Origin of the sequence: Rhodobacter capsulatus (assembly GCF_052363185.1) — a bacterium.
Lineage (GTDB): Bacteria > Pseudomonadota > Alphaproteobacteria > Rhodobacterales > Rhodobacteraceae > Rhodobacter > Rhodobacter capsulatus_E.
In genome coordinates, this window is record NZ_CP198955.1 from 1,987,976 (window position 1) to 2,010,304 (window position 22,329).

The window sequence follows — 22,329 nt, forward strand, 5'->3', positions numbered from 1 at the left end:
GATCGTGCAGGCGGCGCAATTCGTCTTGCAGCCGGGCGCGGGTGTCGGGATCAAGCGCGGAAAGCGGCCCGTCGAGAAGCAGCAGTTTCGGGTGCCGCGCCAGGGCCCGAAAGCCCTGCCAGTTCAAGCATCTCGGCCACGCGCTCGGCCCGCGCGCGCCGGGGCAGATCGTGCAGCGCAAAGGCGATCTGCCTAGCCACCGTCATGTTCGGAAACAGCGCATAATCCTGAAAGACAAAGCCCAGCGGACGGGCGCGGACCGGCAGATCGACCCCGCGCACCGTGTCGCGCCAGACCTGCCCGGCCATCGAAACCGCCCCGCGCAAGGGCTGCGCCAGCCCCGCGATCAGCCGCAACAGCGTCGTCTTGCCCGCCCCCGATGGCGCCGGCAGCACCAGAAATTCCCCCGCTGCCACCGTCAATGTCACGTCCAGCCCGAACGGACCCTCAGGCCCCGACAGCCGGGTTTCAAGCCTCATCGCAAGGGGGGCGGCACTTGGCACGGCGTTCGTCCTGCTTTGGTGCGGCGAAGTTGACCTTTGCGCTATAAGCTAAGACTACATAGCGATAAGCGGCGCTTGTCCAGCCCGCAAAGCCGACAGGAGATCTGCATGCGCAAAAGCCTTGCCATCTTTTCCGTTCTCATCCTTTCCGCCTCGGCCGGCCTTGCCGAAGATCTCGTGATCGGCGCCGGGGCGCGGTATCGCCGCCCGATGACCGAGGCCGTCGCCGCCTGGAAGGCGCAAAGCGGCGAAAGCGTCGGCAAGGTCTATGGCAACATGGGCCAGGTGCTGGGTCAGGCGCGCGAAAGCGGCAAGATGGCGATGGTCTGCGGTGACAAGGCGGTGCTGGCCAAGGCCGAGGGGCTGGCCTTCGAACGCTTCCTGCCGATAGGCACGGGCAAGCTGGTCATTGCCTTCCGCAAGGGGGCAAGACTGACCGATGCCGCCGAACTGGCCGGGGAGAGCATCGCGAAAGTCGTAAGCGATGGTTTTCCCCATTGAGATTGCGGCTTTTGAAGCCGTTCGGGTCGCCTGACGGGGCTTCGTTTGCAGCTTAAGCTGCAGTTTTGATTGCAGCCTTGGGGAAGCTCCACGGGAGCAGCGCGTCGATCTCGGAGTTCGGATGCCCGGCGGCAATCGCTTCGAGCGTGGCTTTCAGCCAGGCATAAGGCTCGACATCGTTCAGCTTGCAGGTGCCGATGACCGAGGCGAAGCGTGCCCAGGACTGTCCGCCCTCGTCATGGCCGGCAAAGAGGGCGTTCTTGCGGCCAAGGGTCAGCGGCCGGATGCGGTTCTCGATGAGGTTCGAGTCCATCTCGATCCTGCCGTCTCCGGCGAAGAGGATGAGGCCAGGCCAGTGCTCGAGGACATAGGCCGCCGCCATCCCGAGGTTCGATTTTGCCGGGAGCCGGGCCGCCTGTTGTAGCAGCCAGGCGTGCATCGCCGTCAGCAGCGGGACCGAGCGTTCCTGTCGGGCCGCCAGGCGGGCCTCGGGGCTCTGGCCGCGGACCTCCTTTTCGAGGACATAGAGTTCGGCGATGCGGGGTCTCAGGGCCTCGTCGACGAAAGAGGATCCTGCGGCGGGGCGCGCGTCGATCAGTTTGCGCCTTGCATGCGCCCAGCAGAAGGCGAGTTGCACCCGGCCTCCTTCGGCCCGTCGGCCATCGGCGAGGCAGTTGTACCCCGTGTAGCCATCGACCTGCAGCACACCCTCGAAGCCCTTCAGCATCGTCTCGGCGTGAATGCCGGCGCGACCGGGTGCATAGGTGAACACGACCCCCGGCGGGTCGGCGCCGCCCCATGGCCGGTCGTCCCGCAACATCGCCCAGATGAAGCCTTTCTTCGTCTTGCCCGTGCTGGGTGCCAGAACCGGCATCGTGGTCTCGTCGGCAAAGAGCTTGCCCGAGCGCTTCAACATCGCAGCCATCCTGTCGACGATCGGGGCGATGTGGAAACTGACCTTGCCCATCCAGTCGGCCAGGGTCGAACGGTCGATCTCGATCCCCTGCCGGGCCATGATCTGGCTCTGCCGGTATAGGGGCAGGTGATCGGCGAACTTGGCAACCGCCACATGCGCGAGGAGTGCCTCGGTGGCCAGACCACCTTCGATCAGGGCGGGGGCTGGGGGCGCCTGACGGATCCCGGCGCGCCCCTTCGGGCAGGCGTAGCGGGGGCGGATGGTCACGATCAGCCGGAATTGCGCGGGCGTCACGTCGAGCCGTTCCGACCGGTCTTCCCCGATCCGCACCATCTGCCCGCAGCCGCAAGGGCAGCTCAGATCCTCCGGCACAAGCACCCGTTCCTCGCGCGGCAGATCCTTCGGCAAAGACCGCGGGCCACGCGGTGTCCGCGCCGGGCGTGCCCCGGTCCGGGCTGCGACGGCCGTGTCGTGCTCTTCTGTCGCCGTGGCCAGCGTCACCTCGATATCTTCGAATGCCAGTTCCATCTGCTCGGGATGCAGCTTCTCGGAGCGCGGCCCGAAACGGGCGCGCTGAAGCTCCCGCACCAGATGTTCCAGCCGCGCGTTGCGGCTCTTCAATTCGGCATTTTCCAGCGCAAGCGCCTGAACCTGCGCCTCGAGCGCCGCGCGCAAGGCGGGCGGCAACTGGGCCAGAAGATCGGGATCGAGCGCGGTGGACATGGGCCGATTTTACCCCAGGAACCGCCCCAAACCCAGCAAAACAAGGGGATTGATTCAACACGCCGCAGCCGGCGGGGCAATGCGCTGCGACATCATCCGGCGCCAGTCCAGACCTTCAAAGAGCGCCTCGAACTGCGCCCGCGAGAGCCGCATCGCCCCGTCCTGCACCTTCGGCCAGACGAAGCTGCCGCTCTCCAGCCGCTTGTAGATCAGCACCAGGCCGCTGCCATCCCACACAAGGATCTTCAACCGGTCACCGCGCTTCGATCGGAACACAATCGTCAAACCGGAATGCGGATCGAGCTTCAACTCGTTCTGGACCTTCGCCGCCAACCCGTCATGACCGCAGCGAAAGTCCACGGGCCGTGTCGCGATCACGATCGGCATCCTCTGGCCGGGGACGATCATCCGCGCCGCGCCCCAAGTGCCGCCGCGATCTCGGCCAGCTGTGCGGCCGACACCGTGGCAGGCAGGCGGATCGTCACATCGCCGAACGCGATCTCGATCCGATCATCCCGGATCGCCTGAGGGGCCGCCGCCCCGCCATCCAGCATCAGCGGCACGAAGGCGCCGACATCCGGAACGCCGGACACGTCCGGCGGCAGACCGAAACGCCCCTCGCGCGCCATCCGCCGCCAGGTGGTCAGCTGCGACGGAAGCAGGCGATACTTCCGCGCCACGTCACCGACCCGGGCACCGGGTACGTAGCTCTCCATGACGATCCGCAGCTTCTCATCGTCAGGCCACGTCCGCCGCCCCATCGTCTCGTCCAGGACCCGAAACGATCCCATGAACCCTTCGCCCATCTCTTGCCTCCACGCGCTGTCGCGCGAAGGATCGTCCGCAAACGCTCAGGCGGAAACCCGCGACTTCAATGGGGAAAACCATCGCTTACCGAAAGTCGGGATTCCCGACAAGAAATCAGCGATTTACGGCAAGGCCGGGCGGCAGTTTCCAAACCATGCCGGGCTTGCCGCCAAGGTCGATCCGAAGCTGATCACGGTGGCGACGGTGCCGCAGGTGACGGCCTATCTGACCTCGGGCGATGTCGATGCGGGGTTCCTCAACATCGCCGATGCGATCGGCGCCAAAGACGATCTGGGCGGCTGGAGGGCGTAGCCCGACTGAAGGCACAGGCCCGCCACGGCCTGCGCCTCGAATTTGGGTCTGCGATCGCGGTCGGTCCGATACGTTCAAGGTTTCCGTATGCGGCGGCCACGGCCCATTGATATTTTTCTTGCAGGTGTCGGAGGAGCGAGCGGACGGGTGGCTGCCTGCGCTATCCGCTGCCCTCGGATCCCGGGGTCTGGATAACTGCGGTGCACAAAACGCCCCGCCGGGCAGTGTCGGCGTGACCGAAGCCATCGTGTCGCAGATGGCCTGGCGCGCCAAACCCTGACGCGCATGCCGCTCTCGTCAGGGCGGCCTGTCAGGGGCGGCGTGACCGGATCAGGCGCAGCCCCCGCTCTGGACGGGTTTCCTGTCTTCCGCTGATCGTGACACGGCGAAAGCACGGCGGGATCCGGGGCAAGGACGGCCGCGAGGCACGGGGCCCCTGTTGCGGACCGCCGCCTTCCCGTCAGAACAGTTCGACACCGTTGCCCGAGGCCAGCACCGGCGGCGTTTCCACGACCCGGGTCTCGCCCAGAAGCCGCTGGCGGGCCCGACCGGTTCCGGGCCAGAATTCGACCCGCCGCGCCTGGGTGCCGCCCAGGCTCTGGCCGGTGCATTCGATCCCCTCCCGGCGCAGGAAATCGAGCACGAATTCGGCATTCTTCTGGCCGATGTCGGTCAGGCCCGCGATCATGCGCCCGCCGCCGAAAACCTTGGCCTTCAACCGCTTGCGATTTGCGCCCTCCTTGATCAGGGCGTTGATCAGCAATTCCATCGCATTGACGCCAAAACGCGCCGAATTGAGCGACGCCCCCGCCCCGTCCGGCAGCAGGAAATGGTTCATCCCCCCCGTCTGACTGGCTTCGTCATAAAGACAGGTCGCCACGCAGGAGCCGAGGATGGTCGAGATCGACGCATCCACCCCCTTTGCGGTGACGAATTCGCCCTGCGCGATGTGGAGGGTCTTGTGATGTCCTGCCATGGTTATTCCCCCCGTGACGATTTGAACTGCATCTGAGCGCCGGAGCACAATTGCAACACCGATTGCGCCATCTTGCCGATGGGGACCGGCTTTTCCGCCGCGCCGATCTCGAGCGCGGCGCGCGGCATGCCGAAGACGACACAGGTCGCCTCGTCCTGGGCAAGGCAGCGCGCCCCGGCCTGACGAAGCCGCTTCATCGCCTCCGCCCCGTCGCGCCCCATCCCCGTCAGCATCACCGAGACGACCTTTTGCGCGATAGGAATCGCCGAATCGAACAGGACCTCGACCGAGGGGCGATGGCCGTTACGCTTGTCGCTGGCGACCAGCTTGCAGCGCGGCGGCTCCCCCGGGGTGAGCGCCAGATGATACTCCCCGCCCGGGGCAAGATAGACATGGCCGGGCAGCAGCGGCGCCCCCTCGCGCGCGAGTTCGACCGTGGGCACCATCCGCCCGTCCAGACGGCGCGCGAAACTGGCCAGAAATCCCTCGGGCATGTGCTGGGTGATCAGGGTCGGCGGACAATTGCGCGGATAGCCGGACAACAGCGTCTCCAGCGCATCCACCCCCCCCGTCGAAGACCCGATCAGCACGCATTTGCCGTTCCATTTGAAATCCTCGGCCGGGGCGATCTGGGCCCGGGGGCCGGGGCTGCGCAACCGCGCATTCGCCGCCGCCACCAGCAATTCGGCCAGGTTGAGGAACGTGTCCGACAGCCGGTCGAAACTGGGCTTGCCGACGCATTCGACCGCGCCAAGCGACAGGGCCTCCAGCGCCGCCGCCGATCCCTTCTGCGTCTCGGTCGAGATCATCACCACCGGCATCGGGCGCAGCCGCATCAGTTTCTCGAGGAATTCGAGACCGTTCATCCGCGGCATCTCGACATCGAGGGTCAGCACGTCGGGCGACAGGGCCTTGATCTTCTCGCGCGCCTCGAAAGGATCGCTCGCCTCGCCGACCACGACGATGCGCGGGTCCGCGGCCAATTTGGTGCGGATCAGGGCCCGAATGGTCGGGGAGTCATCGACGATCAGAACGCGTTTCGGTGTCATGTCACTATCCGGTTGTGGCGGCGTTGCGCCCGGCCTCATTCCAAACTCAAAAATCTATCCAGTCCCCCCGTTCATCGGATATCGCCAGGGCGCCAAGGCTGCGGGGGACAGCGCCGACCCTGGCTTTTGCCGCGGGCGGGGCGGCGCGCGGCACCGCTGCCGGGGCCAGGCTCACCACCTTGGCCTCGGGCTCGACCTCGGGCGCGGTGGCGCGGAACCTTGCCGTCGTCGCCGTCAGGGCCTGCACGCCGCGGCTGAGCGCCTGGGCGGCCGCGGTCGTTTCCTCGAACATCGCCGCATTCTGCTGCGTCACCTGATCAAGCTCGATCATCGCGGCATTGATTTCGGACAGCCCGTTCGACTGTTCGCGGGCGGAATGGGCGATCTTCGAGACCCGCACCGCAATGTCGTTCACCGACACAAGAATGCCGTCAAGCGCCTGCCCGGTCTGGCCCACAAGATCGACGCCCACCCGCACATGATCCGAGGAGGCGGTGATCAGCCCCGCAATCTCCTGCGCCGCGGCCGAGGACCGCTGCGCCAGCGCCCGCACTTCCGAGGCGACGACGGCAAAGCCGCGCCCGGCCGTGCCCGCCCGCGCCGCCTCGACCCCGGCATTCAGCGCCAGCAGGTTGGTCTGGAAGGCGATATCTTCGATCACCTCGATGATGCGCGAAATCTTTTGCGACGACTCGGCAATCTCCCCCATCGCGGACACTGCCTGCTGCACCACGAGGCCAGAGCTTTCCGCGCCGATCCGCGCCCGTTCGACCACCTGATCGGCCTCGGAAATGCTGGCCGAAGCCGCACCGATCGAGGTGGTCAGCTGATCAAGCGCCGTCGCCGTCTGCGCCAGCGTCGCCGCCTGGCGTTCGGTGCGCTGGCTCAGATCCGAGGCGGCATTGGTGATCTCGTTCACCTCGCCGTCGATGCTGTGCGCATTGTCGATCACCACCCGCATCGCCGCCCCCAAGGTGCTGGCGGCATTGTTGAAATCAGTCCGCAGCTGCTCGTATTGCGGCGGAAACACCCGCTCGATGCGGCTGCCCAGATCGCCGCTGGCCAGATGTTCCAGCCCGATCCGCAGCGCCTCGACCACGCCCATCTGCTCGGCCAGCATGGTATCGTTGCGTGCCCGTGCGAGGTCCAGCGCCGATTGCGCCTCGGTGATGTCGTTGGCGATGAGAACAATCTTCAGCATGTTGCCGGCCCGGTCCGGTACCGGGGTAACGCTGCCCTCGGTGATCACCCGGCCGCCGTCGGCACGCAGCAGGTGGAAGCGGCCGATCACCGGCTCGAGCCGTTCCAGCCGCGACCAGAAATCCGCCAGCGCCCCCTCGCCCGCGATCAGCCCGTCGTGGCTGCGCCCGATCAGCGCCGCCTCGGTCTCGCCAAGCGCGGCCAGAAGATTGGCATTGCCGCGCGTGACCCGACCGGCGGGCGAGAATTCCAGCATCAGCTGCATGCCATCAAGCGCGTTCAGCAGCGCGCGGGTCATCCGCAATTCGGTCACGTCGCGCCATTCCACCACGAAGCCGATCCGGGTTCCGTCCGCCCGGCAGATCTCGGAGAAATCGACGCCATAGCGGCCTTCGCCCACCGCGACATCGCGCCGGAACGGCAGCTGCGCCGGGTCTTGCAGCCGCGCCTCGATATCGGGGGTCAGCGGATAAAGCGACGCAAGCGACTGGCCGACCAGTTCCCCGGCCGCCAGATCGGGCTGCCGGATCCGGAAATCGGCCAGTTTCGCTTCGACCAGGCTCTCCAGCGCCGCATTGACATAGGTGATCGTCAGATCGTCCGAGACCACCATCAGTGCCGCGGAAGAGTTGCGGAACGCCGTGCCCTGCACCGTCGCCGCATGGCGCGTCGCCGCCGAGGCGGCCAGATCGCCACGCAGCGCCTCGACCGCCTGGGCGATCTCGCCGACCTCGTCGCGCGTCGCGGTTCCGGGCACGGTGACGGCATGATCGCCGCCTGCGATCCGGTTCACCGCCCCGGCCAGATCCTGCAACGGCCGGGCGATGCCGCGTGCCATCCAGGCGGAAATCGCCGCCAGCGCCGCAATCAGCCAGAGCGCATTGAGGCCAAGCTTGCGTGCCAGTTCCCGCGCCGGGGCGAAAAGTTCGCTCTCGGCCTGTTCGACCACCAGCGCCATCGGCCGACCGAACAGCTGCACCGGCGCGTGAACCGCCAGCACCACGCCGCCGCCGATCCCGGTCTGCTCGATCCGGCCTGCGCCCCCGGCGAGGGCGGCGACAACGGCGGGGGTGTCGATGACGCTGCCGCGCGCGGGCGCCGCAGCACCCGGGCGCAGCTCCGATTGCAGCCGTCCCCCGGCATCGACCAGATAGGCCTGGCCGGTCTCGCCCAAAGATTGCGGCGCGGCGATCATCTGCATCAGCGGGTCAAGACGCACGGAAAACGCCAGCACGCCAAGGGTCAGCCCTTCGGTGCTGCGCACGGCCTGCGCCAGATGCACGACCGGCGTGCCACCCGGCCCGGCATCGGTGAAATCGGAGATCTGCGGCTGGTCTTCCTTGCTGGCGAGGACCTGGGCGACAAGCCGCGACAAGGGGGTTTCGGCCAGCGCAGGATCGGTCAGATCGGCGGCGAATTCCGGCCCCTTGCGCAGCGCATAAAGCACCCGCCCCCGCGGATCGACGAAGAAGATATCGGCCAGCCCGCGTTCCTCGGCCAAAGTGACGAAGCCCGGATGCGCGCGCCGGTGAATGATGCCGAAATCATTGATCTCGCCCGCGAAATCAAGCTTCCAACGCTCGGCTTCGGGATGCGGGTTGGTCTCGACCCAGGCGTGGCGCAGATTGTCGGCCGCCCCCGCGCCCAGCATTTTCCAGGCGCCCGCGAAATCGCGCATCAGCCGCGCCGTGCCCTGATCGACCGCCATCGCGCGCAGGTCCGACTGCACCTGATCGGCCCAGCCCTGCGCCCCCTGCGCCCGCGTTTCAAGCGCATGGTCCAGACGCTGGCTGCCCTGTTCCAGAAGCAGGCTGCGCGCCTCGCGATAGGAGGAAACCCCCATCACCGCCAGCGCGACCATCGCGATGGCAACGAGCATCAGCGGCAGCTTCAAGCGCAGCTTGAGGCTTGTCGAAAAGGGCATTCCTGATCTCCAGCTCAGCGCCCGGGCGGGCAATACGACGCCGTGCCCCGGGGCACTTTCTGGAACGTGACAGGAACTTTTGAAGATTCACTTAAACGCGACGGGCGTTTGTGACCTTTTTCTTGCGCGGCCTCACAGTGCCAGCCGCGCCCGCAGCAATCCGAACCGACGCGCGAATTCCGAGCCGCGCAGCCGCCCGGCCCCGATCCGCTCGGGCGCCGCCGCAGCCCGGCGCAACACCCCCCCCGCGCCTGCCAGCCGCCAAGCGCCGCCAGACGCGCGCCCACCGGCGCCGCCCGCAGCGCCGCCTCGGCCGCATCGAGCCGTGTCAGACCTTCACGCGCCAGCGCCGCCAGATCCGCAGGCCGCGCCCCGGCCAACGTCAGACGCCCGCGCGCGGCCAGATCCGGCTGCGCAATCAACCAGTTCGCCAGCCCCGATGCGGTGCCCATTCCATGCAAAGCCGCCGTCGACCCCGCCCCGAGACAGGCCCCCGCCGCCGCGCAGATCGCCCCCGAGGTGGCATCAAGATAATCCCACAGCCGCGCCGCATCGGTGAAGGGTGTGCGGTGGCAATCGGCCCGGCGGGCCTCGGCCGCGGTCAAAAGCCCCGCAATCGCCGCCCCGGGCAACCCAGTCAGCGCCGGACCGATGGCATGGGGCACCGGCCGCCCCTGCGCGGCCAAAGCCTCCAGCGCGTCGATCCACCATTGCAGCCGCATCTCGGCCACCAGCGGTTCGGCACTGGCCCAGGGCGCCTGCGCCAACATGAGGTTCGTCGCGTAAAGCGCGAAAAGTAAAGGACGATCCGGAACCGGGCAAGCCATCACCGCGGCCAGGCGGTCGGGGTCGCCCGCCGCCAGATGCTCGGCACAAAGGGCGACAGGATCGCTCATGCCGGGTCGGCCCCGTCGCGGATCAGCTTCCAGATGATCGCATCCAGAAGCGCCTCGAACGAGGCGTCAACGATGTTCGGGCTGACCCCCACCGTGGACCAGCGCTGGCCCTGCCCGTCCTCGCTGTCGATGATGACGCGGGTCACGGCTTCCGTGCCGCCTTGCGTGATGCGAACGCGGAAATCGACCAGCTTCATATCCTCGATGCAGCGGGTATAGGGGCCCAGATCCTTGACCAGCGCTTTTGACAGCGCGTTGACCGGGCCGCGATCATGCCCCTCGGCATCCATGCTTTCAGAGACCGACAGCATCTTCTGCCCGCCGATTTTCACGACAACAACCGCTTCGGACACCGAAACCATCTGGTCATAGCGGTTCTTGCGCCGCTCGACGATCACCCGATAGCGTTTGATTTCAAAGAATTGCGGGCAAAGCCCCAGCACGCGCCGCGCCACCAGCTCAAAACTCGCCTGGGCCCCGTCATAGGCATAGCCGCGATCCTCGCGCGCCTTGATCTCGTCAAGGATCTGCACCAGCCGCGGGTCCTTCGGATCGACCGCAATCCCCATCGCCGCCAGCCGCGCGCGCAGGTTCGACTGTCCGGCCTGATTGGACATCGGAATAAGCCGGGTGTTGCCCACCGTTTCGGGCGCGATATGTTCGTAGGTCGAGGGGTCCTTCAGGATCGCCGAGGCATGCAGCCCCGCCTTGTGCGCAAAGGCCGAGGCGCCGACATAGGCGGCCGAGCGCAAGGGCACACGGTTCAGAATATCATCCAGACGGCGCGACAGCCGTGTGATGCCTGTCAACTTCGCCTCGGAAACGCCTGTTTCGTAACGGCTTTTGTAGGGCTCTTTCAGCAGCAGCGTCGGGATCAGCGAGGTCAGGTTGGCATTGCCGCAGCGCTCGCCCAGACCGTTCAGCGTGCCCTGCACCTGCCGCGCCCCCGCGTCGATCGCGGCCAGCGAATTCGCCACCGCCGTGCCGGTATCGTCATGGCAATGGATGCCGAGGTGATCGCCCGGCACCCCCGCGGCGATCACCGCTGCGGTGATCGTACCGACCTCGGCGGGCAAAGTGCCGCCGTTCGTGTCGCACAGGATCACCCAGCGCGCGCCAGCCTGATAGGCCGTGCGGCAACAGGCCAGCGCATAGGCCGGGTTCGCCTTGTAGCCATCAAAGAAATGCTCGGCGTCAAACAGCGCCTCGCGCCCTTCGGCCACCATATGGGCGACGGAAGCGCGAATGTTTTCAAGGTTTTCCTCAAGCGTGATGCCAAGGGCTGCGGTCACATGGTAATCATGCGTCTTGCCGACCAGACAGACCGCGGGCGTGGCCGCATTCATCACCGCCGCCAGCACGTCATCGTTGGCGGCCGAGCGGCCCGCGCGTTTCGTCATGCCGAAAGCGGTAAAGGTCGCCCGCGTTCTGGGCCGCGCCTCAAAGAAATCGCTGTCGGTCGGGTTTGCCCCCGGCCAGCCGCCCTCGATGTAATCGACGCCGATATCATCGAGCGCCTGAGCAATCGCGATCTTTTCCGGCACGGAAAACTGCACGCCCTGCGTTTGCTGCCCGTCGCGAAGCGTGGTGTCGTAAAGGTAAAGCCGTTCGCGGGTCATCACAGCCCCTCCAGCTTCGCCGCGTCAAAGCCCGGCCCGGGCAGCAACTCGACGCCCGCTTTCGACATCCGCACCTCGACCCCCGCCGCCGTCAGCGCGGATTTCAGCGCATCGACCGGAGCGAAGTCCTTGGTTTCCATCGCTTTTGCGCGAAGCTCGGCGAGCTTTGCGGCAAGACCGGACAGATCAACCTCGGGCGCCTTCGCCCAGTCGCCCATCTCGTCCATGAGCAGCCCCAGCATCTGCGCCGAGCCCTTGAGCAGCGCAGGCTCGCCCGTCAGCCCATGCAGCACCGCAAGCGCGCCCGCGGTGTTCAGATCATCGGCCAGCGCCTCAAGCACGCCGGGCGCCACCTCATGCGCGGGCGCAACCCCGGCCGTCAGCGCGCGCCATTTGCGAAGCGTCGCCTCGGCCTGCGCGGCCTTTTCCGCGGTCCAGTCCATCGGCTTGCCGTAATGCGTCTGCAGGAAGACAAACCGGATCACCTCGCCCGGGATGCCCTGATCCAGCAAATCCCGCACGGTGAAGAAATTGCCCAAGCTCTTGGACATCTTCTTGCCCTCGACCTGCAACATCTCGTTGTGCAGCCAGAAATTCGCAAAACCGCCCTCGGGATGGGCGCAGCAGCTTTGCGCGATCTCGTTTTCATGATGCGGGAATTGCAGGTCGATTCCGCCCGCGTGAATGTCGAAACTGGCGCCCAGCAGTTCATAAGACATCGCCGAGCATTCGATATGCCAGCCCGGACGGCCGCGGCCCCATGGGCTGTCCCAGCCCGGAAGATCGTCGTCGGACGGCTTCCAAAGCACGAAATCCATCGGATCTTCCTTGAAGGGCGCGACCTCGACCCGCGCCCCGGCGATCATGTCATCGACCGAGCGGCCCGAGAGCGCACCATATTCGGCATAGCTGCGCACCCGAAAGAGCACATGGCCGTCCTTGGCATAGGCGTGGCCCTTGCCGATCAGATCGGCGATCATCGCGATCATCGCGCCGATGAAATCGGTCGCCCGCGGCTCGTGATCGGGGCGAAGCGCGCCAAGCGCGTCCATGTCGGCGTGATACCAGCCGATGGTTTCCTCGGTCCGGGCGCGGATCAGATCTTCCAGCGTGCCGGGGGCGCCCGCCTCCTTGCGCGCCAGCGCCGTCGCGTTGATCTTGTCGTCGACATCGGTGAAATTGCGCACATAAGTGACGTGATCGGCGCCGTAAACATGGCGCAGCAGCCGGTAGAGCACGTCAAAGACCACGACCGGCCGCGCATTGCCCAGATGGGCGCGGTCATAGACGGTCGGCCCGCAGAGATACATCCGCACATTTTGCGGATCGAGCGGGCGGAACGTTTCCTTGCGGCGGGTCTTGGTATTGTGCAGGCGGATCATCGGCTTCCTCGCAACTTTGTCCTTGCGGAGTAGCGCAATTGCAGGCGCGAGGGAACAGCAGAACCGCCTAGGCGGCCACGGCCTGCGGCTGCGGGGCAAAGGGTTCGATGCTCAGCGACGCGCCTTCGAAGATGCAAAAGGAGCCGGGCGGCACCGGGGTCCAGTCGCCCTCGCCATCCTCAAGCGGCTCGGACACGACGGCCCGGCCCTGCCGGGTGTCGGACCAGCGGTGATAGAGCGTCGGCGCCAGATCGTCGCTCGCATAGCGCACCGCATAAAGCCGCTGCCCGTCGGAAAAGGCCGCGGTCAGGCGCATATGCGGCCCCTGCCCGCGCTCGCGCGACAGCGCTTCCAACTGCGCCGTCGCCCGTTCCAAGGCGCCTTTCGGATCGTCATCGAGCCCCTCGGAGAGGGCAAGCAGAAACAAGGCCTCGCTGTCGGTCGCGCCCTTGCGGTGAGGATAGAGGTGATCGGGGATCAGCATTTCGCCCGCGCGGCGAAAGGCGTTGTAACCGCCGATCTGGCCGTTGTGCATGAAGCTCCAGCGGCCGACGACGAAGGGATGACAGTTGTTGCGGCTGGTGGCCGTGCCGGTCGAGGCCCGCACATGCGCTAGGAAAAGCGGCGATTTCACCTGCGCCGTGAGGGATTTGAGGTTCGGGTCCGACCAGGCGGGCATGACATCTCGGTAAAGGCCGGGCTCGGGGCGCTCGCCATACCAGGCGAGACCGAAGCCGTCGGCATTGATCGCCGTGTGGCATTGCGTGGCGCAATGGCTTTGGTGGATCAGCGAATGCCCCGGCTTCGAGACGATATCCTCAAGAAAGATCGGTTCCCCGACATAGGCTGCCCAACGGCACATTTTCCGGCCCCAAACAGGCGGTTGGCTCCGCCCCGGTTGGCGTTGACATGATGCTGTTACAGTAACGCAAACCGGGACGGGGCGAAAGTCAGGCGTTCTCCTCGACGATCACGAGATCGCGTTCCGAGGCCCCTTTGGCATGCGACAAAGCAGCCTGATAGGCCTCGGAGTGGTAGCAGGCGACCGCGGCTTCAAGGCTGGGGAAGCGCGCCACCACATTGCGGGCGCGGTCGTTGCCTTCGATCTGCACATAGCGGGTGGCGCGGGCAAGGAAGACCCCGCCATGCGCCGCAATCGCAGGACCCGCGGCGGCGGCATATTTGCCGTAAGCCTCGGCGTCGAGCACCTTCACATGGGCAATCCAGAGCGCCGAGGGCATCAGAGCGCCTCCAGCATGGCTTTGACCGCGGCCACGGCGTCGTCGGCTTTCGCCGGATCAGCCCCGCCCGCCTGCGCCATGTCCGGACGGCCACCGCCGCCCTTGCCACCCAAAGCCGCCGCCGCGACCTTGACGATCTCGACCGCGGAAACGGTGCCGGTCTTGTCCGCCGTCACCCCCGCCGCACAGGCCGCCTTGCCGCCGGTATCGGCCACGACCAGCACGGCACCCGAGCCGACCTTGTCCTTCAGCCCATCGACCAGCGCCGGAAGATCCTTGCCGGACACCCCCGAAACCACCTGAGCAATGAAGCGCAAGCCCTTGATTTCGATCACTTCCGGGCCACCAGCCGCACCGCCGCCCATGGCCAGTTCGCGACGCAGTTGCGCCACTTCATTGGCCAGCGCCTTACGTTCCTCGGCCAGCGCCTTGACCCGGTCGGCCACTTCCGCGGGCGAGGTTTTAAGCAGACCCGCCACATCCGAGAGCCGCGCATTCTGCGCCTTGAGCCAATCCAGCGCCGCCTGCCCGGTCAGCGCCTCGAAGCGCCGCACCCCCGCCGAAGACGCGCTTTCGCCAAGCGCCACGAAGGCGCCAATGTCGCCGGTGCGCTTCACATGGGTGCCGCCGCAAAGTTCAAGGCTGTAGGTCCGCCCGTCATTCCCCTTGCCCGAGCCCAGAAGTTCGCCCATCGAGACGACGCGGACTTCATCGCCATATTTCTCGCCAAAGAGCGCCTGCGCGCCAAGACCGCGGGCATCGTCGGGCGTCATGATCCGGGTTTCAACCGGGGTGTTCTGCCGGATGAAGCTGTTCACCTCGGCCTCGACCGTCATCAGCTCCTCGGCCGTCATCGCCTTGCCGTGGCTGAAGTCGAAGCGCAGCCGGTCCTCGGCATTCAGCGAACCCTTTTGCGCGACGTGATCGCCAAGCGCGCGGCGCAGCGCCTCGTGCAGAAGGTGCGTGGCCGAGTGGTTCGCGCGAATGGCCGAGCGCCGCGCGTGATCGACCTCCAGCTTCGCGGGCTGGCCCTTCGTCACCTTGCCCTCGGTGACCTCACCGATATGGATGAAGACACCCGCGACCTTTTTCGTGTCGGTGATGCGGATCTCGGCGCTGTCGGTGCGGATGATGCCGTGATCGCCGACCTGACCGCCGGATTCGGCATAAAACGGCGTCTGGTTGACGACGATCTGCACCGCGCCCGTGGCCTCGGCGACTTCCGCGCCTTCGATCACCAGCGCCTGGATCTGCCCCTCGGCGGTTTCAGTGTCATAGCCGAGGAATTCGGTCACGCCCGCGCGTTCGGCGATTTCGAACCAGAGTTTCGCATCTGTGGCCTCGCCCGAGCCCGACCAGCTGGCGCGGGCCTTGGCCTTTTGCTCCTCCATCGCGGCGTCAAAGCCCGCGGTGTCGACGGTGCGGCCCTTTTCGCGCAGGGCATCCTGCGTCAGGTCAAGCGGGAAGCCATAGGTGTCGTAGAGCTTGAAGGCGGCGTTGCCCGGCAGCTCCGCCCCTTCGGGCAGCGCGGCGAGTTCATCATCAAGCAGCTTCAGACCCCGTTCCAGCGTGACCTTGAACCGGGTTTCCTCGAGCTTCAGCGTTTCCTCGATCAGCGCCTGGGCACGGACGAGTTCCGGGTAAGCCGCCCCCATCTGCCGCACCAGCGCCGGCACCAGCTTGTGCATCACCGGATCTTTCGCCCCCAGCATATGCGCATGACGCGCGGCCCGACGCAAAATCCGGCGCAGCACATAGCCGCGCCCGTCGTTCGAGGGCATCACCCCATCCGCGATCAGGAACGAGGTCGAACGCAGGTGATCGGCGATGACGCGGTGATGCACCTTGCCCGCCCCGTCCGGATCGGCCGAGGTGGCATGCGCCGAAGCCTCGATCAGGCTGCGCATCAGGTCGGTGTCGTAGTTGTCATGCTTGCCCTGAAGCAGCGCGCCGATGCGTTCCAGCCCCATGCCGGTATCGATCGACTGCATCTCCAACTCGACCATCGAGCCGTCCTCGAACTGCTCGTTCTGCATGAAGACGTTGTTCCAGATCTCGATGAACCGGTCGCCGTCCTCGTCCTTCGAGCCGGGCGGGCCACCCCAGATGTGATCGCCGTGATCGAAGAAGATTTCGGTGCAGGGGCCGCAAGGACCGGTCGGCCCCATCTGCCAGAAATTGTCCTTGGTGGCGATGCGGATGATGCGCTCATCGGTCAGGCCCGAGACCTTCTTCCAGATCGCCGCCGCCTCGTCATCGGTGTGATAGACGGTGACCAGAAGCTTTTCCTTCGGAATGTCGAAATCCTTGGTCAGCAATTCCCAGGCATAGGTGATCGCCTTTTCCTTGAAATAATCGCCGAAGCTGAAATTCCCCAGCATTTCAAAGAAGGTATGGTGGCGCGCGGTATAGCCGACGTTGTCGAGGTCATTGTGCTTGCCCCCCGCACGCACGCATTTCTGCGCCGTCGTCGCGCGGACATAATCGCGCTTTTCCACCCCGGTGAAGCAGTTCTTGAACTGCACCATGCCCGAGTTGGTGAACATCAGCGTCGGGTCGTTGCGCGGAACCAGCGGAGAGCTTTCCACCACGCGGTGACCGTTCTTTTCGAAGAAGGCAAGGAAGGTGGACCGGATGTCGTTCAGACTGGGCATGGGCAAGCCTTTTTTGCGGATTTCCCTCCGTTTAGCGGCCCCGCACCGCCCTGTCCAGAAAGCAAAACGGCCGGGGGAGACCCGGCCGTCGCACCGCACCCTTCTGGTGCTGCTGCCTGTGGCAGCGGGCCGTTTCGGCCCCTTACTCTTCGGTCAGATCTTCCTCGGTCGGCATCACGCCGAAATCGAGCCCGTGGCTGGCCCGGATCTTGTCCTCGATCTCATAGGCGATGTCGGGATTGTCGCGCAGAAATTGCTTGGCATTCTCGCGGCCCTGGCCGATGCGCTCGTCGCCATGGGAATACCAGGCGCCCGATTTCGCCACCACCCCGGCCTTCACCCCCAGATCGACCAGCTCGCCGACCTTGGAAATGCCCTCGCCATAAAGGATGTCGAATTCGACCTCGCGGAAGGGCGGCGCCACCTTGTTCTTCACCACCTTGACCCGGGTCTGGTTGCCGATCACCTCGTCGCGGTCCTTGATGGCGCCGATGCGGCGGATGTCCAGACGCACGGAAGCATAGAATTTCAAGGCGTTACCGCCAGAAGTTGTCTCGGGGCTGCCAAACATCACGCCGATCTTCATGCGGATCTGGTTGATGAAGATCACCATGCAGTTCGACCGCCCGATCGAGGCCGTCAGCTTGCGCATCGCCTGAGACATCAGCCGCGCCTGCGCGCCCACCGTGGCATCGCCCATGTCGCCCTCGATCTCGGCCTTGGGCGTCAGCGCCGCCACCGAGTCGACGACGACGAGGCTCACCGCGCCCGAACGCACCAGCGTATCGACGATTTCCAGAGCCTGCTCGCCCGTGTCGGGCTGCGAGATCAGCAGATCTTCCAGACTGACGCCCAGTTTCTTCGCGTAATAGGGGTCCAGCGCATGTTCGGCATCGACAAAGGCGCAGACGCCGCCCTTTTTCTGCTCCTCGGCGATGCAATGCAGCGTCAGCGTGGTTTTCCCGGAGCTTTCCGGCCCGTAGATCTCGATGATCCGCCCCTTCGGCAGCCCGCCGATGCCAAGCGCGATATCAAGGCCCAGCGAGCCGGTCGAGGTCGCCTCGATCTCGGGTGGCGGGGTGTCGCCGCCGAGCTTCATGATCGAGCCCTTGCCGAACTGCCGCTCGATCTGGGCCAACGCCGATTCCAGCGCCTTTTGCTTGTCCGCCTTGCTTTTGTCGTTCATTTCGAAAAGGCCCGTCGTTGCCATCTGTCGTCCCCTTATCCCACAGGGCGCGCCGCGCGGCAATCGACCGGCGCAGCGCATTCGTTCCCCTCTTGTTCTCATGATATGAGTACAATTGAGGAACATTGCAATCAAATTCTCGACAATCAGCCTGCGCCTGCAGGGTTAAGATTTGGTTGACCGGCACAGGGAAAGCGTGTCGTGCGGCTTTACCCCGCCCGAGGCTTTCAGTAAGCAGGGGCGGAAACTGTCGGGAGACACCGGAACATGCTGATTTTCTGGGAACAACGACTGGTCTTTCTGGCGACGCCCAAGGCCGGGTCCACGGCGGTCGAAGTGGCGCTCGAATCGCTTGCCAGCGTGTCGATGCAGCGCCCCGCGCCGATCAAGCACATGAGCGCGCCCGATTTTCACCAGGTCCTTGGCCCCTGGCTTGCGGCGCAGGCGGGGGAACCCTTCACCACCGTGGCGCTGATGCGCGAGCCGATCGACTGGCTGCGCTCCTGGTATCGCTTCCGCACCCGCGACGACCTTGACGACCCCGATCATCCGATGGCGGGGAAAAGTTTCGACGCCTTCGCGCAGGATTACATGGCCAAGGCCCCGCCGCCGCATGCCGATATCGGTTCGCAATCGGCGCATCTGTGCGGCCCCGACGGGCGGCCGCGGGTCGATCGCATCTTTCGCTACGAAGATATCGACGCTTTCGTGCATTTCCTGGAAGACCGGCTGGATTGCGCCGTCACGCTGTCGCGGGTGAACGTGCCGCCCGCCGCGGATGTGGCGCTGCAGCCCGAGACCGAGGCCGCGCTGAACCGCGCCATGGCCGCGGATTTCCGGCTTTACGACAGCCTCGCCTGAGCGGATCGCTCAGGCCCGCACCCGCCGCGCGATCTGGTTCTGCACCGTCGCGGTCAACTCGCTCAGCGAGAAGGGCTTGGGCAGAAAGACCGAATTCGGCATCGGCGGGCGGCCCTCGCGGAACACGTCCTCGGCATAGCCCGAGACGAAGACGACGGCCGTATCGGGGCGGCTTTTCAGCGCCTCGGCCACCCAGGTCGGACCATCCATTCCGGGCATGATCACATCGGTGACGAAGACGTCGAACTGCAACTGGTCGTCTTCCAGGATGCGCAGGGCTTCCTCGGCATTTTCGGCCTCGAAGACCGTATAGCCGCGCAGCTTCAGCGCGCGCGAGGCAAAGGCCCGCACCGGCGCCTCATCCTCGACCAGAAGCACCATGGCGCTGGTGTTTTCCTCGATGCTCGGCAGCTCCATCGTCGGCTGCGCCGGTTCCTGCTCGATCTCCGAGGGCCGGTCATGGGCGGGCAGGAAGAGCGTGAAACAGGTCCCCGAGCCCAGCACGGAATCGCAGAAGATATAGCCGCCGGTCTGCTTGACGATGCCATAGGCGGTGGAGAGGCCAAGCCCCGTCCCCTCGCCCGGTTTCTTGGTGGTGTAGAAGGGTTCGAAGATCTTGCCCAGCTTGTCGGCCGGAATGCCGACCCCCTCGTCGGTCACCTTGACCACGACGTAATTGCCCTTGGGCACCGCGGCGCGGTCGCGTTTGAGATCCTCGATCAGATGCAGGTTTTCCGTCTCGATCCGGATTTCGCCGCCGCCGGGCATCGCGTCTCGGGCATTGACGACCAGGTTCATCATCACCTGTTCCAGCTGGCGCTTGTCGGCCCGGATCGGCGCAAGATTGGGGTCATGCGTCAGCGTCAACACGACCTTTTCGCCGGTCAGCCGGTTCAGCAGATGCGTCAGATCCGACAGCGTGTCGCGCAGGTCGATGATCCGCGGCTTCAGCGTCTGCTTGCGCGAAAAGGCCAGAAGCTGCCCCACCAGCGAGGCCGCCCGGTTGGCGTTCTGGCTGATCTGGTCCAGATCGGTGTAATCGGGGTCGCCCTTGTCGTGGCGCAGCATCAAGAGATCGCAATGGCCCGAAATCGCCGTCAGCAAGTTGTTGAAATCATGCGCAACGCCGCCCGCCAACTGGCCGATCGCCTGCATCTTCTGGCTTTGCACGAACTGGCCTTCCAGCGTCTTCAGCTGCGTGGCATCCGACAGCACCGCGATCAGACCCGGCCGACCCTCCTCGATCACCCGCGCCAGTGTCACCTGCAGGAAGACCTCGCGGTCGCCACGGCGCGCCCGCAGCACTTCGGGCCGACGCTCTGTGCGCCCGGCCACCGCATCGACCACCCAGTCATCGACCGGACGGCCCAGCCCCTCGAACAGCTCCGACAGCCTGGTCGAGGCCGGGATCTGCCCCAAAAGCCCGCGCGCGGCCCGGTTTACCTCGATCACCCGGCCATCCACCGTCAGCCGCATCAGCGCCACCGGCAGCGCCTCGAACGAGACCGGATCGGTCGAGGGCGCCCGGCCCGGCGCCACCGGCATCAGGTAAATTTCGTCGCGCCCGCCCGCGCCCTCGATCTGCGCCACCATGCAGCGCAAGGGCCCCTCGATGGTGGAAATCTCCTGCTCCTCGCCCGAGCGGATCGGCACTTCGGTGAAGATGCGGTCGAGCGTGCGCACCCGCTCCCCCACCAGTCGCCGCAGCGCCTCGTTCATGAACAGGATCGTGCCCGATTTCGACGCCGTCAGCATCGGCAGCGAAATGCTTTCCGCGCCCCGCCCGCCGACCGGCCGTTCCGCCATGTCTTCCAGCCGCCACAGAAAGCCGCCGCCCTCGATCTGATGCACCGACAGCCGCACATGGCCGCGCCGCGTCACCATATCCTCGCGCGCCGCGCCAAGCGCCGCCGCCTTCGACTGCAACCGCGTCAGCATCGCGCCGGGATTGGCGAAAATCTCCCCCAGTGCCCGGGTCAGCGTCTGCCCCCCGCGCGAGCCGAACCGTTCGACCGCGGCGCGGTTCTGATAACCGATCTCACCCTCTTCATCCGTGGTGAAAGAGGGCGAGGCATCATGCATGATGAAGGCCGAAATCGCCCCCGCCACCTGGGTGCGCCGCCGCGCCAGATGCCGCTGCGCCAGTTTCGCCAGCGCCGCAAGACACAGAAAACTGCCCGAGATCGACAGCAAAAGCGTCATCAGCACCCGGTCTTGCACGAAATAACCGGCCACCCCGGCCGCAAGGCCAAGGACAAGCAACCACAAGGCCCCGGGCGCAATCAGGGCCGCGGAGCGGCCAAGGGGCTGCATGGGCTGATCGGGATGTGCCACTGGCGTCTTCCTGCGCAGAATCGTCTCCTCGCATTGCGGGTCATTTGGGTTAAAGCCTGCTTAACAAAACCCGGCTTCAACCTAAAGATGTATCACAACTGTTCTCGTTACGTTCACGAGCGACGCAACAGCGCCGCGAAGAAGCCATCGCCGCCCTCGCGCGGGCTCAGGCAGCGCCGGCGCACCAGCACGAATCCCCCCCGCTCCAGAAAGCCGCAGATCCGCGCGTCATTTTCGACCGCCAGCAATGAACAGGTCATGTAAAGAAGCTGGCCGCCCGGCGCAACATGGCGTGCGGCCCGACCCAGGATCTCGTCTTGCAGCGCCGTCAGTTCGGCCAGACGCGCGGGGGTGAGGCGCCATTTCGCCTCGGGCGTGCGCCGCCAGGTCCCGGAGCCGGAACAGGGCGCATCGACCATCACCAGATCGAAACTGCCGCTGACCTGCCCCGGCGCGGCCAAAGCGATCCGCGTCCCGGCCCGGGCCGCCCGGGTCGGAATGTCCTTCATCCGCCCCGCATCGACGTCATGCGCGGTGATCCGCGCCCCGGGATGGGCCGCGGCGAGCGCCAGCGCCTTGCCGCCGCCGCCCGCGCAATAATCCAGCACCCGCGCCTTTTGCGGCAGCTCAAGCCCCGCCAGAACCGCCTGCGACGCCACATCCTGCAGCTCGACCAGACCGCGCAGATAGGCGCGCGACGGCGCAATCCGCCGCGCCCCCGACACCACCCGCAACGCGGTCGCGGCCAGCGGATGGGGCTGCGTCTCGATCCCCTCGCCCGCCAGCGCCGCCTGCGCCTGCGCCAGGCTGCCCGCCGCCAGATTGACCCGCAGGAAGACTGGCGCCCGCGCCTGCATCGCCGCGGAAACGGCGCCGAAATCCGCCCCCAGATCGGCGCGCAACTGCGGCAAGAGCCACTCTGGCCAATCGGCGGCCAGAAGATCCTCGGGCGCGGGCGCGGGCTGCGCCCCTCGCGCCCTCTCGGCCGGATCAAGCGCGGCAGGCGCATGGCCCTCGCCGGTGAAAAGCGCGTCGGGGTCAAGCCCCGCGGCCCGACACATCCCCAGCATCAGCCCGCGCCCATCGCCCGCCCCGCCAAGCATGGCGAAACTGCCGCGGCAGCGCAGCGCATCATAGACATGGTCCCGCACGGCAGCCCGGTCGCCCGACCCGGCAAAGCGATGCGCCCGGCCCCAATTCGTCAGCGCCCGTTCCGCAGGCTCGCCCGCCAAAATGGCGTCCAGC

Annotated in this window: 19 protein-coding genes; 3 read left to right on the forward strand and 16 right to left on the reverse strand. The window is 66.1% G+C overall.

What is annotated here, in order from left to right:
• Nucleotides 1–50 precede the first annotated feature (50 nt).
• Nucleotides 51–503 (reverse strand): ATP-binding cassette domain-containing protein, encoded by a 453-nt coding sequence (locus tag ACTTAG_RS09875; protein WP_444462167.1) that lies wholly within the window; start codon nucleotides 501–503, stop codon nucleotides 51–53.
• Between the two features lie 108 nt (nucleotides 504–611).
• Here ACTTAG_RS09875 and ACTTAG_RS09880 point away from each other — a divergent pair, with 108 nt between their 5' ends.
• The gene (locus ACTTAG_RS09880; RefSeq protein ID WP_444462168.1) at nucleotides 612–1,004 is read left to right on the forward strand and encodes a hypothetical protein; all 393 of its coding nucleotides are present in this window, start codon (nucleotides 612–614) and stop codon (nucleotides 1,002–1,004) included.
• A 52-nt stretch (nucleotides 1,005–1,056) separates the two neighbouring features.
• Here the strand turns inward: ACTTAG_RS09880 and tnpC are convergent, their stop codons facing one another.
• Genes tnpC through ACTTAG_RS09895 form a run of 3 tightly spaced genes read right to left on the reverse strand, consistent with a single transcriptional unit; the run spans nucleotide 1,057 to nucleotide 3,434 of the window.
• Nucleotides 1,057–2,643, reverse strand: a complete 1,587-nt coding sequence (tnpC, locus tag ACTTAG_RS09885) for an IS66 family transposase (protein WP_444462169.1) — start codon at nucleotides 2,641–2,643, stop codon at nucleotides 1,057–1,059.
• A gap of 54 nt (nucleotides 2,644–2,697) precedes the next feature.
• Complete coding sequence (gene tnpB, locus ACTTAG_RS09890) at nucleotides 2,698–3,030, reverse strand: IS66 family insertion sequence element accessory protein TnpB (RefSeq protein ID WP_444462170.1); 333 nt, start codon at nucleotides 3,028–3,030, stop codon at nucleotides 2,698–2,700.
• 17 nt (nucleotides 3,031–3,047) lie between these two features.
• Nucleotides 3,048–3,434: a transposase gene (locus ACTTAG_RS09895; protein WP_444462171.1), complete on the reverse strand. Its 387-nt coding sequence runs from the start codon at nucleotides 3,432–3,434 to the stop codon at nucleotides 3,048–3,050.
• On the opposite strand from ACTTAG_RS09895, the gene ACTTAG_RS09900 reads away from it, so the two are divergent.
• The gene (locus tag ACTTAG_RS09900) at nucleotides 3,433–3,762 is read left to right on the forward strand and encodes a molybdate ABC transporter substrate-binding protein (RefSeq protein WP_444462172.1); all 330 of its coding nucleotides are present in this window, start codon (nucleotides 3,433–3,435) and stop codon (nucleotides 3,760–3,762) included. The genes ACTTAG_RS09895 and ACTTAG_RS09900 overlap by 2 nt on opposite strands.
• 460 nt (nucleotides 3,763–4,222) lie before the next feature.
• Here the strand turns inward: ACTTAG_RS09900 and ACTTAG_RS09905 are convergent, their stop codons facing one another.
• The 10 genes from ACTTAG_RS09905 to recA all read right to left on the reverse strand — a co-directional run bounded on the left by ACTTAG_RS09905 (nucleotide 4,223) and on the right by recA (nucleotide 17,913).
• Nucleotides 4,223–4,738, reverse strand: coding sequence for a chemotaxis protein CheD (locus ACTTAG_RS09905; RefSeq protein ID WP_444462173.1), 516 nt, complete (start codon nucleotides 4,736–4,738; stop codon nucleotides 4,223–4,225).
• 2 nt (nucleotides 4,739–4,740) lie between these two features.
• Entirely contained in the window at nucleotides 4,741–5,787 is a 1,047-nt protein-coding gene (locus ACTTAG_RS09910; protein WP_444462174.1) for a protein-glutamate methylesterase/protein-glutamine glutaminase, read from the reverse strand.
• A 46-nt stretch (nucleotides 5,788–5,833) separates the two neighbouring features.
• Entirely contained in the window at nucleotides 5,834–8,911 is a 3,078-nt protein-coding gene (locus tag ACTTAG_RS09915; RefSeq protein ID WP_444462175.1) for a methyl-accepting chemotaxis protein, read from the reverse strand.
• Between the two features lie 14 nt (nucleotides 8,912–8,925).
• Nucleotides 8,926–9,807: a squalene/phytoene synthase family protein gene (locus tag ACTTAG_RS09920; RefSeq protein WP_444462176.1), complete on the reverse strand. Its 882-nt coding sequence runs from the start codon at nucleotides 9,805–9,807 to the stop codon at nucleotides 8,926–8,928.
• Nucleotides 9,804–11,426 (reverse strand): citramalate synthase, encoded by a 1,623-nt coding sequence (gene cimA / locus ACTTAG_RS09925; protein WP_444462177.1) that lies wholly within the window; start codon nucleotides 11,424–11,426, stop codon nucleotides 9,804–9,806. The genes ACTTAG_RS09920 and cimA overlap by 4 nt, the downstream gene beginning before the upstream one ends.
• A complete protein-coding gene (gene cysS / locus ACTTAG_RS09930; RefSeq protein WP_444462178.1) occupies nucleotides 11,426–12,808 on the reverse strand; it encodes a cysteine--tRNA ligase in 1,383 nt (460 codons plus the stop codon). Before cysS ends, cimA begins: the two co-directional genes overlap by 1 nt.
• A 67-nt stretch (nucleotides 12,809–12,875) precedes the next feature.
• Complete coding sequence (locus ACTTAG_RS09935) at nucleotides 12,876–13,670, reverse strand: class II glutamine amidotransferase (protein WP_444462179.1); 795 nt, start codon at nucleotides 13,668–13,670, stop codon at nucleotides 12,876–12,878.
• Between the two features lie 88 nt (nucleotides 13,671–13,758).
• The gene (locus ACTTAG_RS09940) at nucleotides 13,759–14,049 is read right to left on the reverse strand and encodes a DUF1330 domain-containing protein (RefSeq protein ID WP_444462180.1); all 291 of its coding nucleotides are present in this window, start codon (nucleotides 14,047–14,049) and stop codon (nucleotides 13,759–13,761) included.
• Nucleotides 14,049–16,703 (reverse strand): alanine--tRNA ligase, encoded by a 2,655-nt coding sequence (alaS, locus tag ACTTAG_RS09945; protein WP_444462181.1) that lies wholly within the window; start codon nucleotides 16,701–16,703, stop codon nucleotides 14,049–14,051. Before alaS ends, ACTTAG_RS09940 begins: the two co-directional genes overlap by 1 nt.
• 142 nt (nucleotides 16,704–16,845) lie before the next feature.
• Complete coding sequence (gene recA, locus ACTTAG_RS09950) at nucleotides 16,846–17,913, reverse strand: recombinase RecA (RefSeq protein ID WP_444462182.1); 1,068 nt, start codon at nucleotides 17,911–17,913, stop codon at nucleotides 16,846–16,848.
• A 243-nt stretch (nucleotides 17,914–18,156) separates the two neighbouring features.
• Here recA and ACTTAG_RS09955 point away from each other — a divergent pair, with 243 nt between their 5' ends.
• Nucleotides 18,157–18,750 carry a hypothetical protein gene (locus ACTTAG_RS09955; protein WP_444462183.1) on the forward strand — a complete coding sequence of 198 codons (594 nt, stop codon included), beginning with the start codon at nucleotides 18,157–18,159 and terminating at the stop codon, nucleotides 18,748–18,750.
• A gap of 9 nt (nucleotides 18,751–18,759) precedes the next feature.
• Here the strand turns inward: ACTTAG_RS09955 and ACTTAG_RS09960 are convergent, their stop codons facing one another.
• Together ACTTAG_RS09960 and ACTTAG_RS09965 are read right to left on the reverse strand one after the other, a co-directional pair.
• Nucleotides 18,760–21,063: an ATP-binding response regulator gene (locus ACTTAG_RS09960; protein ID WP_444465228.1), complete on the reverse strand. Its 2,304-nt coding sequence runs from the start codon at nucleotides 21,061–21,063 to the stop codon at nucleotides 18,760–18,762.
• Between the two features lie 134 nt (nucleotides 21,064–21,197).
• Nucleotides 21,198–22,316, reverse strand: a complete 1,119-nt coding sequence (locus ACTTAG_RS09965) for an RsmB/NOP family class I SAM-dependent RNA methyltransferase (RefSeq protein ID WP_444462184.1) — start codon at nucleotides 22,314–22,316, stop codon at nucleotides 21,198–21,200.
• Between the last annotated feature and the right edge of the window lie 13 nt (nucleotides 22,317–22,329).